Below are 13,873 nucleotides of genomic sequence, written 5' to 3'. Positions count from 1 at the left end.
GGTGCGGGTGCGTCGGGGCGGTGTCAATTTTGGTTGACAAGGGCGAAGTGTCAACGTAGGTTGACATCATGACCGAAGCAACGGATCTTGCCGAGCGCGCGGGTGATCGCGATCCGCGGATCGGGCTGCGGGCGGTCTCCGCGCTGCGGAGGCTGCTGGAGCAGTTGGAGGCGGTACAGGTGCGCAGTGCGCGCCATCAGGGCTGGTCGTGGCAGGAGATCGCCGCGGAACTCGGCGTGAGCAGGCAGGCAGTGCACAAGAAGCACGGGAGGCAGTGATGTTCGAACGCTTCACGAAGGATGCGCGTGCCGTCGTCGAGGGCGCGGTGTCGCACTCCGGGCGGGTGGGCGCCGAGACGGTCGAGGAGGAGCACATGCTGCTGTCCCTCCTGGACCGGGAGGGCAGCCGGGGTTCCTTCGCGCTGACCTCGCTCGGGGAGTCCGGGTTCCGGGAGTCCCTGGAGCGGGACCTTGCCGAGGCGCGGCGCAGGGGCGGACTCTCGCGCGCCGACGCGGACGCCCTCTCGGGGCTCGGCATCGATCTGTCCGAGATCGTCTCCCGGATCGAGGAGGCCCACGGAGAAGGCGCCCTGGAGGCGGGCGGGCGGGGCGGGAACGGCAGGCGGGCCCGCCGTCGGCCCTTCGGGCAGGGGGCGAAGGACGTGCTGGTGCGGGCTCTGCGGATCGCTGCCGCGCGACGGGACCGGCACATCGGGGACGAGCACCTGCTGCTGGCGATCACCCTGCGGGGCGGGGTCGCCGCCGAGGTGCTGGCCGATCACGGCGTCACCTACGAGTCGGTGACACGAGTGCTGTACGGCGGCGCCGGGGTGGCCGACGAGGGCGGTGTGGCGGAAGCGGGGTGAGCCCCGCGAGCAGACCGGCCTGACCGGTGCGACCGGTCGGTGCCGTGTGCCGGCCGGTCGGCGCGCGCGGAGGCCGGCCGGGGTGCGGGCCGGGTCCCGTGCGGTCGGGTGTGTCTCGTGCGGACCGGGCCCCGTGCGGTCGGGTGTGTCTCGTGCGGTCCGGTGCAATCCGCGGTCCGGTGCGACGTGTGGCCCGGTGTACCCGGGCCGGCGAAGGCCGCTGGGCCGTGCTCGACGCCGGCCGGTGGCAACCGGGGTGACCACCGGGCCGGCGGGGCCGTGTGTGTGGTCCCGCCCGGCCGGTCGCCCCGGTGCCGGTGGGAAGGGCCGGGGGGTCGAGGGTCGCCGGGGAGTTACGGCCGCCTGCCTCGCAGCGTCGAGCCGATGTGGGCCGCCGCTGTCGACAAGTGGCTCCGGATGTCGCTGAGTTGGTCCTCCGTGACACCGTGGTCGCGGGACGCGTCGCGGATGTCGTCACGGAAGCGGTCCAGCAGACGGTCGAGGTCCCGGGCGGGGTTGCCCGTGGAGTCCTCGTGGGCCCAGGCCGGTTCGTACTCGGCGGGGAAGTCCTCCGGCGTGGTCGAGTACTCCGGATCCACGGGCGCTCCGGACGGCGTGCGGCCGAAGCCGAACTCCTTGCCGAAGTCCTTCCCCAGGTCCTTGCCGAAGTTCTTCCCGAAGTCGCCGAACTCCTTGGCCAGTTCGGTCAGCCCCTCGCGCACGCCCGTCGGCCAGTCCCCGCGCGCGAAATGGTCCTGGACCTGGTCCTGGACGTGCTTGGCCATGCGCTGCATCTCCTCCTGGGCCTGCGCGCGGGCCTTCTCCTGGGCCTCCTTGGCCTGGCGGCGGGCGCGCTGCGCCTCGTCGCGGGCGCGACGGCTCTCGTCCTTCGCGCGGCGGGCCTGTTCCTTCCACTCCTGACGGACGCGCCGCATCTCCTCCTTCGCCGCCCGCCACGACTCCCTGTCCTGGAAGTCGTCGGGGCCGCCGGACCCGCCCGCCGGATCGTCCTGCTGCCCCGGCCGGGCGCCGGCCCTGGAGCCGTGGCGTGCCTCCGTGGCCGCCGCCCGCATCTCGCGGCGCAGGTCACCGGCAGCGCCCCGGACGTCCGCGCGGATCTCCGCCGCGAGCTCCGCGACCGACTCGCGGATCTCCAGCTCCAGATCGGCCAGCTCGCCGCTGCGGTCGGCCAGTTCGGCGCGGCCCGCGTCGGTGATCGCGTACACCTTGCGGCCGCCCTCGGAGGTGTGCGTGACGAGTCCCTCGGCCTCCAGCTTCGCCAGCCGGGGGTAGACGGTGCCCGCCGAGGGCGCGTACAGGCCCTGGAAGCGCTCCTCCAGGAGGCGGATCACCTCGTAGCCGTGGCGCGGGGCCTCGTCCAGCAGCTTGAGGAGGTACAGGCGCAGTCGGCCGTGGGCGAAGACGGGGGCCATGTCAGAGCACCTTCTTGTCGGTCGAGGAGTCGGCCGGCCGGCCCTCGGTGGCATCGTCGCCCGGTGCGTCGCCCGGTGTGCCGTCAGCGGTGTCCGTCGCGGAGTGGTCGGCGGCGGCGGTCGCGGAGTGGCCAGCGGTGTCCGTCGCCGTGTCGTCAGTGGTGGCGGTCGGGGAGTCGCCCGCGGTGTCGTCCGCCGAGCCGTCCGTCCCGTTGTCCGTCGTGCCGCCCGCAGTGGCGTACGGGGTGGGGTCCGCGGTCGTTTCCGGGCCGGCGGAAGGCGCCGCGTCCCGGGGTGCGGGGACCTCCTCGTACGGCTCGTCCTCCGTCGGGGGCCTGCGCAGCAGGGCGATCGAGCCCGAGACGGTCATCGCCCTCAGTCTGCCGTTGCCCGCGCCGAGGCGGCCGGTGATCTTCTTGGCGCCCCACTGGCCGTTGACCCGCAGGTCCTCGAACGCGCTGGAGACGCTGCCGCTCGCGGTGTTCGCCTCCACCTCGGCGTCCGCGGGATGGGGGAGCCGGATGGCGATCTCGCCCGAGACGTTCGACAGCCGGACGTCGGTCGGCGTGCCCGTGGCGTCGAGGTCCACGATCATCGAGCCGCTCACCGACTCGGCCCGCACGGAGGTGCCGGAACCCTCGACGACGGTCAGGTCCCCGGAGACCGAGTTGAAGTGGAGGTCGCCGGTGACGGCCTGGGCCTCCAGGTTCCCCGAGACGGTCTCCACGCGCACGGGGCCGGAGACGCGGACGAGCGTGGTGTCGCCGGTGACGCCCTTCACCTGGACCCGTCCGTCCGTCCCCGAGACCACGGCGGCGGCGCCGACCACGCCCACCTCGACGTGCGTGCGCGTCGGGACGGCGAGCGAGACGACGGCCGCGCGGCGCCAGCCCTTGCGGTCGAGCCACTTCAGGAAGCCCTTCCAGGGAAGGTCCTCGTAGGCCACCGTGAGCGTGCCGCCCTCCTGGGTCACCTGGAGCGGGGGGCCGTCGAGTTCCGACACCTCCAGCCGGGCGGAACTCTCGTCGGTTCCCACGACGTTCACTGTTCCGTTGACGATGCGCACGTGCAGCGTCTGCACTGGGCCGTCGAAGGAGAGCTTCTTCGGCTCTGTCACGGACCACTCGGACATGGTGCAGACCTCCTCGAACGGACCGGACCCTCGTACGAGTCCGAGCTCGACACGCCATATCGCGTCTCTCGTATTCACGATATATCGCGGATATCGAAAGTCAAGACACCCGTTCTGGGGATCATTGGTGCATCAAAGTGGGCAATTCGCCCTAAAGTGGGGCTATGTCGACTCCCTCCGGCGCGTCCAGGGACGGCCGTCCGGCCCCCGGCGCCCTGCTGCTGTGCCGGGCCCGTCCGGAGTCGGTCGGTCCCGCCGTCCACCTGCTGCGCGAGCGGATGCTGCTCGCCGGGGCGGGCCCCGAATGGAGCGTGCTGGTCCCCGAGGGCAAGCCCTGGCAGGAGGGCGTGGAACCCGTCGACCGCGTGCTCACCGGCTGGGCCGCGGCGCTCGCCGTCGGCGCGCCCTGGCCCGTCCTCGCGCTGTGGTGGGACACCGACCGCAGCGGGTTCACCCTGGCCTCGGGCTTCCGCCGCACCGTGGGCTACGAATGGCTGGCGAACGGCACCCCGGTCGGCGAGGACGAGGCGATGCGCACCTTCGCCGCCCGTCTGGGGCTCGACCCGGTGCTCGACATGCAGGTGCTGGAGCCGCTGACGCAGCCCGACCCGGTGGCCAATGCCCACACGCGCGTGAGCGGGCTGCTCGCCGTCCTCACGCGCGCGGGGGTGCTCCTCCCGGCCGGGATCGACCCCGGGGAACCCGTGGAACGGCTCCGTGACGCCGTACGGATCCGGCCGGACGCCGAGCAGATCGAGTGGACCGGCTGGCGGGCCGCCGTGGGCGCCGAACTCGACGTCGTGGAGAGCGGCGGTCTCGGGCCCTGGCTGCGCGGCCCGAGGGCCCGCACCCTCGCCGCGGCCCAGCTCGCCGTCGGCCTCCCGCTCACGGCCTGGGGGATCCGGCGCCACAGCGGCGGCTGGATCGTCGCCGGTGCGGTCCTGATGCTCCGCGGTGCCCTCGGCCTGGCGTACGACCACCTGCGCGCCTACGACTGACCGTCCTCGCGCGGGAGCGGTGCCCCGGGCTCGCGCTCCTACTCGTCGTCCTCGTCCTCGTCGTCCAGTCGGGCCAGCCAGGTCGCCAGCCGCTCCACCGGTACCTCGAAGTCCGGGTTGAGGTCGACGAACGTACGCAGCTGCTCGGCGAGCCACTCGAAGGTGACCTCTTCCTCGCCGCGCCGCTTCTCTAGTTCCTCGATGCCGCGGTCGGTGAAGTACATGGATGGTGCTCCGTCGGTGAAAGGGAAGTGGAACGCTGGGAAAAGGATAGGCGGGGTCGGGGGCCGGTGGAGGGCCTCTGTCGTGCGCGGGCCCCGGCCGCTAGCCTGCAAGGTCGGCTCGAACCACGGGGGCGTGGGGGAACGGGGGATGCCATGAGTGACGCGGTGACGCGCATCGCACGGATCGAGATGCCCGACGGAACACCGGTGTGGGCCCGGATCTCGGGGGCCGACGAACTGGAGGATCCCGGCGGCGAGCTGTCGCTGACGGACGTCGGCTTCGCGGAGCGCGTCGAGGCACAGGTCGAGAGCCTGCACGCGGTGATCACCGGCGTCGCGCGCTCACTCGCCGCCCCGCTGCGCGCGGTGCGGCCCGACGAGGTCAGCGTCGAGTTCGGCATCGAGCTGACGGCGAAGGCCGGCAAGGTGGTCGGACTGCTCGCGGACGGCGAGGCCAAGGCGGGCATCACCGTGACGCTCACCTGGAACGGCGCTCCGCCGGACCTGGAGACGGACGGGGCCGCCCCGCACGCGGGCGCGTCTCCCGGCGCCCCGGCGCACGGTGGAGCCACCGACCCCTCCGACAGGGGCGGAGCATGACGGACGGGCACGCCCCGGGCGCACCGGGCGGCCCCGGAAACGCTCACCGTGCGCTGCGTGATCTCGTCATGGCCGCCACCGTGCGCATCCATCGCGCGGGCCCCGGGTATGCCCTCGACGAACCCGGCACGTTCCTCGGGAGCGGCTTCTTCATCGCTCCGAACTGGGTTCTGACCTGCGCGCATGTGGTCCGGAGCGGGGAGGGGAACGAGGTGCGGGTGGTGTACGAGAGGGGGCCGGGCCGCGGTACGTCCGCCGTCACCGGCGAGGTCGCGACGGTCCTCCCCGACCGTGCGGGGCTTCCGGCGCGCGGCACCTGGCCGTCCCCCGACCTCGCCCTGGTACGGCTGCGCGAGCCGGTGGACCACGACTGCGCGTACGTCACCGAACGCCCGGCCGCCTACTACGAGGAGGGCGTCGTCCTGTACTCGGGCTGGTCCGTGGTCGGCGGGGAGCTGCGCCGGCTGAGCGGCACCTGCACGGTCCAGGGCACGCTCGGCGGCTGGTCCGACGACGAGCAGATCCGCCTCGGCGGCGACGTGCTGCCGCCCGGCGTCTCTGGCGGGCCGGTCGTCGACCCCGTACGCGGTGAGGTCGTCGGAGTCCTGAAGTCGCGCACGGACCGGGGGCTCGGCGGCACCTGCACGGGAGTGGAGCAGTTACGGTCCCTGCCGGTGCCGGCCGAGGAGACGGCCGCCGAGCACGACGATCCGTACCACGCCGTCTTCCACGCCCACGACCGCTACCACCGGGACCGGCAGCGCCACCCGGACACCGACCGCAGCACCTGGGCCGACGTCCAGAACCAGCTCGGCGCCCGGCCCGGCCGCGCCCTCAGTCCCGAGGAGCGGACCCAGCTGCTCGGCAGGCTCGCCGATCTGCCGCCGCCGGCCAGCACCCGCGCCCTGCTCGGCCTGCTCGAATCCCTCCTGGGCGACCAGGCGGCGATCCCGCATCCGGCTCCGCGCGGCTGGCGCGACGGACTCGGGGCGCTGTACGAGAGCTCCCGCCAGGACGCCGCCCTCGACCTCGTCCTCGACTACGCCATGCGGGCGATGTCCGCCGAACGCCCCTTCGTCACACCGGGCACCCGGGCCGCCGAACGGGCGCTGTGGGAGTGGGTGCGGCAGACCGCCGAGGGCCGTCCGGGCCCCGCGTACCGGCGCCGCCTCGGTCAACAGTGGATCGAACGGCTCCAGTTGGCGCCCCGTGGCCCCTCGGCGGCGGAGGCAGAGGCGGCGCACGGCACCACGCACGGCGCCGGCCGTGCGCCCCGTCTCTTCGTCCTGCTCGAACTGGAGCAGCTGGGCTGGGAGCCGGGCCGCTGCGACTGGCACGTCTCGGTGGGCCGGCCGACCGGAGAGGTGGTGCGGCTGCGTGACGGCGAACGCACCCCGCTGGAGGAACTGCTGGCTGTCCTCGCACCGGCCCTGACGGAAGCCTTCCGCCAGTGCGACGAACCCGGACGGCCCGCCGACCTCCAGGTGGCGCTGCCCCATCTGCTGCTCGGACTCGACGTCGACACCTGGCAGTTCGGGCCGGACGAAGTGCCGCTCGGCGCCCACCGGCCCGTCGTCGTGCGCTGCGCCGACCGGGAACAGCTTCCCGAGCCCGCCGACGCGGCCGCCCGGGCCGGAAAGGCGCTCCCCGCCGACGAGGAGCGGCACGAGCGGGAGGCCCGCTGGCGGTGGATCCACGAGCACGGCGCACAGGCCGAAGTCCTCGACTGCGAGGACGGGTTGCGGGTACCCGTACCGGTGGCGGAGTCGTTGCGCGGCCTGCCGCACAAGACCGTTCCCGTGCTCTGCCGCTACGGCGACCACCGGTTCGAGGACGACCCGGTCGCGCTCGTGCGGATCGTGCACGGCGGATACGGCGTCGCCCTGTGGCGGCGCTGGCGCGGGCAGTCCGAAGCGGTCTGCGGCGAGTTCCACCGAAGAGCCGGCGACACGGTGGCGGGCGCGGGCGGCGCGGACCGCCTTCCCGAACTGGTGCACGCCCTGCGGGCCGGGCTGCGCGAGGGCCGGCCGGAGACCTACTGGGCCCATGGGATCGCCCTGTTCTACGACGACCCGCGCCGGCCCCTGCCCGGGACCGGGGACCTGCTGGAGGCGCCATGACCGCATCGGTCGACCCGCTGTCGCGCGACGCTCGAACCAGGCCGAAGTGGGCTGCTGCGAGCCCCTCTTGGGGCCTTACGGGGCCCTCCGCGGGTCGATACGGTGAGGCGACGATCGACGGCTGCCGGGGTGGACGAGTGACGACGAGGACTGGGCAATGACCGATTCCAGCGAGTGGCTCATCTACCGAGGCGCAGGCGAACCCCACGACGGCCTGAACCGGCTTCCGGCCCCACCGCCGTGGCGCGACTTCGCGAGCCGGGACGCCGCCGGGAGCGACGGTGACGGCTCCGAGGACCGCAGGCTGGGCGCGTACCGGCACCTGGCCGAACTGCACCGGCCCGGCGCCGAGGAACTCGAAATGATCAACGCGGCGCTCTATCTGCGCCGGCCCCTGCTGGTCACCGGCAGCCCCGGCGCGGGCAAGAGCACGCTCGCGCACTCGGTGGCGTACGAACTCGGCCTCGGCAACGTCCTGCGCTGGCCGATCGTCAGCCGGTCCACGCTGCGGGACGGCCTCTACCACTACGACGCGATCGCCCGGCTCCAGGACGTGCAGCTCGCCGCGCCGCACGGTGGCGACCCGGCCGCGACCGGCGCCCCCGGTTCCGTCGAGGGCATCGGCAGCTACATCCGGCTCGGCCCGCTCGGCACCGCGCTGCTGCCCTCCGAGACCCCGCGCGTGCTGCTCATCGACGAGCTGGACAAGAGTGACATCGACCTGCCCAACGACCTCCTGAACGTCCTGGAGGAGGGCGAGTTCGCGATTCCCGAGCTGGAACGCGTCGCCGACCGGCTGCCCGGCGGCGAGGCCGCGGTGCTCACCTCCGACGGCACCAAGGCGCGGGTGCGCGACGGCCGGGTGCGCTGCCGCGCCTTCCCCTTCGTGGTGCTCACCAGCAACGGCGAGCGCGACTTCCCCGCCCCGCTGATGCGCCGCTGCATCCACCTCGAACTGGGCCGCCCGGACCACAAGCGGCTCGCCACCTTCGTGCGCGCCCACCTGGGCGACGAGGCCGCGCGGGCCGGGGACGATCTGATCACCCACTTCCTGGAGCGCTCACGCAGCGAACTCGTCGCGGCCGACCAGCTGTTGAACGCCATCTACCTCACCGACGCCGCGGCCCCGCCCAGCCGGGACCGGCTCGCGGACCTGCTCATCCAGCGACTCGACCGCCCGAGGTGACGCGCTGATGACCGGCGGCGACCCGATCGCCGAACTCATCGCCCGGATACGGCAGGCCGGGCTGGATCCCGATGCCCGCCAACTGGCCGACGCCCTGTGGCTGGCGCGCTGGTCACGCCCCACGGACCGGACCGGGAACGAGTGGGGGAGCGAGCCGGCGTCCGGTCACAAGGGGACGGCCGAGGACCCCGCCGCCGGGCGCCAGGACACGCGGCGAGAGGAACGGCCACCGCCCGGCGACCGGCCCGCACCGGCCCGGCGGGACACGGAGACGGACCGGCGCGTCGCGCTGTACCCGATGCCGCGCGACGGCGCGCCGCGCGGCTACGGGCAGGGCCGGTCGGCGGTGCTGCCGGTCGGCGTCCCCGCCGCGCCCGCGTTCCCCTCCCCCCTCGAACTCCAGCGCGCATTGCGCCCGTTGCAGGGCTACCGCACCGCGGCACCGCCCCTGCGTGAGGTCCTCGACGAGACCGAGACCGCCGAACGCACCGCCCGGGCCGGCGGATTGGTCCTGCCGGTGTTCCGCGGCGTGACCCGGGCCGACGCCACCCTCCAGCTCGTCATGGACGCCTCCTCGTCCATGCGCGTGTGGGACCGGATGTTCGCCGAACTGGAACAGGTCTTCAGCGGGCTCGGCGCCTTCCGGGACATCCAGGTCAGCCATCTCCACCAGGGCCCGGACGGAGAACCCGCCGTCAGCCGCAGCCCCGAGCCCGGCGCGGCCCCCCTGCACTCCGCCGACCGGCTGAGCGACCCGACAGGCCGCCGTGTCACCCTCCTCGTCAGCGACTGCGCCGGCCCCCTGTGGCACAGCGGCCACGCCCACCGGCTCCTGCACCACCTGTCCCGGCTCGGCCCCGCCGCCGTGCTCCAGCCGCTGCCGCAGCGCATGTGGAACCGCACCCGGCTTCCGGTGTCGTACGGCGAACTGGCCCGCGGCGAAGCCCTCGCGGGCGCCGCCACGCTCAAGGTCCGGCTGCCAGCCGGCACCCCGCCGGAAGCACGCGACGGCGCGCTCCCCGTGCCCGTCCTGCCGCCCGAGCCCGCCGCGCTCGGCGCCTGGGCACGCCTGCTGTCCGGAGCCGGCGCGGGACCCGTGGCCGGCGCCGTCGGCTGGGTGCGCAGGCACCACGAGCCCGCCCGGAGCACCCGGCCCGGACGCCGGATGTCCGGGCTCGAACTGGTCAGCCGGTTCCGCTCGAACGCCTCCAAGGCCGCCGGACGACTGGCCGGCTATCTGGCGGCGGCCCCGCTCAGCCTCCCCGTGATGCAACTCGTCCAGCGCACCATGCTCCCCGACTCCGGGCCCGCCGAACTGGCCGAAGTCCTGCTCAGCGGCCTGGTCTCACGCACCAGGACCGAGGAGTACGGCGCGGACGGCACCCAGTGGTACGAGTTCGCGCCCGGCGCCCAGGAAGCCCTGCTGTCCCCGCTGGGCCTCGACGAGGCCATGCTGGTGCTCAAGCACTGCTCCGAATACATCGAGCACCGCTTCGGCAAGGGAGGCCCCAACTTCCCCGCCCTGGCGCTCGCACAGCTCGGCGAGGGCGGCTCCGGACCGCCGTTCTCGCCCGGCGCCGGATATCCGGGCGAGAACGGCGACAACGGCGGCGCCACCCTCGTACCCCAGCCCTTCGCCGAGGTCGCCGCACGGGTACTGGAGCGATTCATGCCGCTGCCGGAACACTTCGCCACCTACGCGCCGACCCGCGACCCCGACGGCCCGCCCGGCCGGCGGCCCACCCACCCCGCCGTGCCCAGGGCCCGCTCACTGGCCGGCCAGTTCGGCAGCGACGGCATGGTGCAGGACCTCATCGACGCCGTCCAGCTCCTGCGCGGCGCGACCGAACACGAACCGGTCCCCGGCGCCGACCCGGAACTGTGGGCCGAGTACGCCAACTGCGTACTGCTGCTGTGGGAGGTACAGGGCGGCGCGGACCTGCTGCGCGAGGCGGAGGCCGCCGCCGAACGCGCCGTCGCGCACCCCCGCGCCCTGCGCGAGAGGGCCAGCCTGGCCAGGGTGCTGCACGCCGCCGCCACCGACCGCAGGCGGCGCGGCGACCGGCGCGGCGCGCTCGACCTGCTGCAACGCGCCGACCGCGAGTACGCGGTGGCCTGCGCCGCGCCCGAACTGGACGCCACCGAGGCCCTGCGGCTCACCCTGGAGCGGGTCCGGGCGCTGGAGGCGCAGTGGCGCCTCGGCGGCGACAGCGCGCTCCTCCAGGGCGCGGTCGGCATGCTGGAGGCGTTCGCCGACGCCTGGCCCGACCGGCGCAGCCGCCCCACGGGACTCCCGCTCGCCCACGGCCGTGTCCTGCTGCGCCTGTCGGGCGCCACGGCCGACCACGAACAGGCCAGGCTGTACGCGGAACAGGGCGCGCGCTCCCTGCGCGCCGCTCTGGAAACGGGCCCCGAGGACACGCCCGCCGCCGGTGAGTCCTCCCGCGTCCGCATCCTCCTCGATCTCGTCGACGCGCTCCTGAGGTCCGGCGGCGCGCTGGACGACGCCCGCGACCATGTCGAGGAGGCGCTCGCCCTGACCCGCGAACAGGGGCTGCGCTCCGCCCTGCTGGTACGCGCCGGACGCATCCACGTCGCCCGGTACGCCGACACGGGCGACCCGCGCGAACTGCAGGACGCCGCCGCACGGTTCGAGCAGGCCTCCCGCGGAGTGCCCCGGGACGCCCCCGCGCACGCGGACGTCCTCGCCGAATGGGGCGAGGCCCTGCTGCGGCACGCCGTGCCGGACCACGGACGCGCACCGAGCGAATCGCTGTACCGGGCCATCCGCGTGCTGCGGGACTGCCGCACCGAGACACCGGCGGGCAGCACCGAACTCGCACACCGCCTGCTGCTGCTCGGCCGCGCGCTGATGCTGCGCTACCGCGCCCGCGGAGACCGGGTCGACCTGCGGGAGGCCGAGCACCTTTTCGGCCTCGCGGCCCTTGAGGACGGCCCACCGCTCACCACCGCCCGCTGCTGGCTGGAACTCGGACAGGCCCAGATCGAGGCGTACCAGAGCCTCGGCCGCAAGGCGCGGCTCGACGAGGCCGTCGACGCCTTCCGGGCCGCGGCCGAGTCGGCCCGCGAGGCCGAGGAGGAGGCCGAGACGGAGCGCACGCGCCAGGAAGCCGTGGAACTGGCCGCTCGGGCACAGCACTGGCGGGGTATGTCCTACGAAGCGGCGGCGCGCCCGCGTGCCGCCCGCGAGGCCTACCGGGCAGCCCGGACCGAGTGGTCCCGGCTGCCGGACGGTGTCGCGAGCACGGGCGAGCCGACGGCCCGGCAGACGGCACAGCGGCTGGCCGAGCTGGAGTGAGGAGCGCCTGCCGGCGGCCGCCGGGGCGGAGTCAGGGAAGGCGAGGGAGAAGACATGGGCGCACGCGACGAAGTACGGGACGACGCACGGGACCGCGAAGCGACGGGGGACCGGCCGCCGTGGTCACCGCTCCCGTTTCCGACACCGGGTCCGGCACGGCCGACGGACCCTGAAGCCGCCTGGGACGACCTGGCCGGGACACCGGACACGGCAGACCCGGCCGGGACACCGGATCCGGCGGACCTCCCCGTCCCCGACCTGCTGGACCTCGACCTCGCGGAGCTGCGGACGCTCGAACACCCGGTACTGACCGAGGTGCTGGCCGATCTGCGAGCCCGCTCCGGGGAGCCGAGCGAGATCCTGTGGGGGTTCAACAACGCTTTCTGACGCCTGACCTGACCTGGATGGGTCCTGACCCGACCCGATCGGTCCCGGGAACGCTCCGCACCCCACGGCGGGGACCGGAGCCGGCCGAGGGCGCCGCGTCCTCGGGCGCCCGGCCGCAGGAATTCTTCCACCATGGGTCGAACACGTCGTGAGGCCGCCTCGCGCGAGCGAGTTTCCTCGGTCGGGCCGCGGTGTCCGGTCAATCGAAGTCGCCGCCCGAGAAGTCCGACGGGCACCCGCAGTTGGGGCTACTCTGCCGCTCGGTGCGGGCCGCGGCGTACACGAGGGCGGCACGCACCGGGTGGACGCGGCAGCACCATTCCGTCCGCCATGACGTAAGTCGCATATCGGTGGATATCCAGACGCTTCCGGAGTTTTACGCGAACATCGTCCTCGCGGAAGTGGCGGATCAGCCGCACCCACTCGGTGTTCCTGTCCGCGGACGTCGTGGCACGGCGCCACGGCCGGAGGCCGGCGGACACGGTTCGCCCGCCTCCGACCGTGACAACCACGCGGCGTACAACCATCAACAGCCTCTTTGTCCCAGGCAGGAGCTCAGCCCGAATGTTCTGCCAGCCTCCCCACCGGTCCGCGGTCGACAGTGAGTCCTCGTCGGACAGGGTGCGGACCACTTCGGCGGAGAAGGCCCGCGGCCGGTCGCGTGGGGCCCTCACCGGCTCGAGGAGGGACGGCGGACCCCTGAGGGTGGTCCGGTCCGTCGCGGTCGTACTGGCCGTCACCAGCGCGTTGGCGCTTCCGCAGCACCAGACCGGGGACACGGAATCCTATGAGCGGCCCATGTCCGTCGGCGTCGCCGAAGTGATGGCCGATCCCTTGGAGCCGACACCCGCGGACGCGGCCCAGGACACACAGGCGCAGGGCTACGACTACGGGCCCGCGCTGCTTTCCCTGGCCGGGGTGCTGGTGATGGGGATCGTGAGCATCGTCATCGCCGGACGGAGGCGCAAGGGCGACCTGCGCAACCAGGAACTCGACCGCACTGTCGAGACCTTGAGGGTCACAAGCCTCGAGGTGCGAAGGCTGGCGGGCTTGAACGGCATGGCGAGCGTGGCCGAACTCGCCGTCCTGACCGATCTGATCCTGCACGTCGATCAGGCGGCCGAGCAATGGCCGGGCAGCCTGGCGGAACGTCTCCGTCGCGTAGCGGAGTTGATGCGCGCATGCGTGGCGAACCCCGTCGAACCGGTCGCCCTGCCCGACGTTCCCGAGCCGGAGAGGCTGGCCTCTTTCGCCGACCAGGTCAGCAATCAGACCCGCACGCTGGGTGAACTGGTGACGGCCGTCACCGACGCCATCGCGGCAGCCAAGCGCGCGTACTCCTGAGCCGTCGGCGCCCGGTACGCGACCGCTACGACCATCCACAGGGCCGAGCGACACCCGGCGTGCCGCGGACCTCACTTCCGGCCCGCCGTGCGGTTGAACCGGACAAGTTCGGGCGTCCGGTGTTTGTGACCGGTGCGTGGCCGGGAATGTCGCCCGGTACGGGCAGGGGGCCGTGGCGCGGTTCGCGGCGTGGGATCGAGCGGCCGTACTCCATGGGGGTGCCGGGCCGTACACCATGGGGGTGCCGGAGTGTCTGCAGAGGCGA

General features: G+C 73.7%; 12 protein-coding genes. 9 read left to right on the top strand and 3 right to left on the bottom strand.

What is annotated here, in order from left to right; all coding sequences use genetic code 11:
- Positions 1-68 precede the first annotated feature (68 nt).
- Both OG780_RS14640 and OG780_RS14635 read left to right on the top strand, forming a co-directional pair.
- Positions 69-278 carry a helix-turn-helix domain-containing protein gene (locus OG780_RS14640; protein ID WP_328448323.1) on the top strand — a complete coding sequence of 70 codons (210 nt, stop codon included), beginning with the start codon at positions 69-71 and terminating at the stop codon, positions 276-278.
- Positions 278-865: a Clp protease N-terminal domain-containing protein gene (locus OG780_RS14635; protein ID WP_328448321.1), complete on the top strand. Its 588-nt coding sequence runs from the start codon at positions 278-280 to the stop codon at positions 863-865. Before OG780_RS14640 ends, OG780_RS14635 begins: the two co-directional genes overlap by 1 nt.
- Before the next feature lie 353 nt (positions 866-1,218).
- On the opposite strand, the gene OG780_RS14630 is transcribed toward OG780_RS14635, so the two are convergent.
- Together OG780_RS14630 and OG780_RS14625 are read right to left on the bottom strand one after the other, a co-directional pair.
- A complete protein-coding gene (locus OG780_RS14630; RefSeq protein WP_328448320.1) occupies positions 1,219-2,298 on the bottom strand; it encodes a PadR family transcriptional regulator in 1,080 nt (359 codons plus the stop codon).
- 1 nt (position 2,299) lies between these two features.
- A complete protein-coding gene (locus OG780_RS14625) occupies positions 2,300-3,430 on the bottom strand; it encodes a DUF4097 family beta strand repeat-containing protein (RefSeq protein ID WP_328448318.1) in 1,131 nt (376 codons plus the stop codon).
- A gap of 164 nt (positions 3,431-3,594) precedes the next feature.
- Between OG780_RS14625 and OG780_RS14620 the strand changes: the two genes are divergently transcribed.
- Positions 3,595-4,428, top strand: a complete 834-nt coding sequence (locus tag OG780_RS14620; RefSeq protein WP_328448316.1) for a hypothetical protein — start codon at positions 3,595-3,597, stop codon at positions 4,426-4,428.
- Positions 4,429-4,466: 38 nt separating this feature from the next.
- Here OG780_RS14620 and OG780_RS14615 read toward each other — a convergent pair whose 3' ends face one another.
- The gene (locus OG780_RS14615; RefSeq protein WP_007266501.1) at positions 4,467-4,652 is read right to left on the bottom strand and encodes a DUF6104 family protein; all 186 of its coding nucleotides are present in this window, start codon (positions 4,650-4,652) and stop codon (positions 4,467-4,469) included.
- Between the two features lie 153 nt (positions 4,653-4,805).
- Here OG780_RS14615 and OG780_RS14610 point away from each other — a divergent pair, with 153 nt between their 5' ends.
- The 6 genes from OG780_RS14610 (at position 4,806) to OG780_RS14585 (ending at position 13,608) form a co-directional block, all read left to right on the top strand.
- Positions 4,806-5,252, top strand: a complete 447-nt coding sequence (locus OG780_RS14610) for a CU044_2847 family protein (RefSeq protein ID WP_328448313.1) — start codon at positions 4,806-4,808, stop codon at positions 5,250-5,252.
- The gene (locus OG780_RS14605) at positions 5,249-7,372 is read left to right on the top strand and encodes a VMAP-C domain-containing protein (protein ID WP_328448311.1); all 2,124 of its coding nucleotides are present in this window, start codon (positions 5,249-5,251) and stop codon (positions 7,370-7,372) included. The genes OG780_RS14610 and OG780_RS14605 overlap by 4 nt, the downstream gene beginning before the upstream one ends.
- A gap of 157 nt (positions 7,373-7,529) precedes the next feature.
- A complete protein-coding gene (locus OG780_RS14600) occupies positions 7,530-8,558 on the top strand; it encodes an AAA family ATPase (RefSeq protein WP_328448309.1) in 1,029 nt (342 codons plus the stop codon).
- A gap of 7 nt (positions 8,559-8,565) precedes the next feature.
- A complete protein-coding gene (locus tag OG780_RS14595; protein ID WP_328448307.1) occupies positions 8,566-11,877 on the top strand; it encodes an SAV_2336 N-terminal domain-related protein in 3,312 nt (1,103 codons plus the stop codon).
- Positions 11,878-11,931: 54 nt separating this feature from the next.
- Positions 11,932-12,264 (top strand): FxSxx-COOH cyclophane-containing RiPP peptide, encoded by a 333-nt coding sequence (gene fxsA, locus OG780_RS44650; protein ID WP_443062162.1) that lies wholly within the window; start codon positions 11,932-11,934, stop codon positions 12,262-12,264.
- 798 nt (positions 12,265-13,062) lie between these two features.
- Entirely contained in the window at positions 13,063-13,608 is a 546-nt protein-coding gene (locus OG780_RS14585; protein WP_328448305.1) for a hypothetical protein, read from the top strand.
- Positions 13,609-13,873 lie beyond the last annotated feature (265 nt).

The organism is Streptomyces sp. NBC_00386 (assembly GCF_036063235.1).
In the GTDB taxonomy this organism is placed as follows: domain Bacteria; phylum Actinomycetota; class Actinomycetes; order Streptomycetales; family Streptomycetaceae; genus Streptomyces.
Note: the sequence above shows the minus strand (reverse complement) of the source record. Positions and strands in the feature narration are given on the sequence as shown.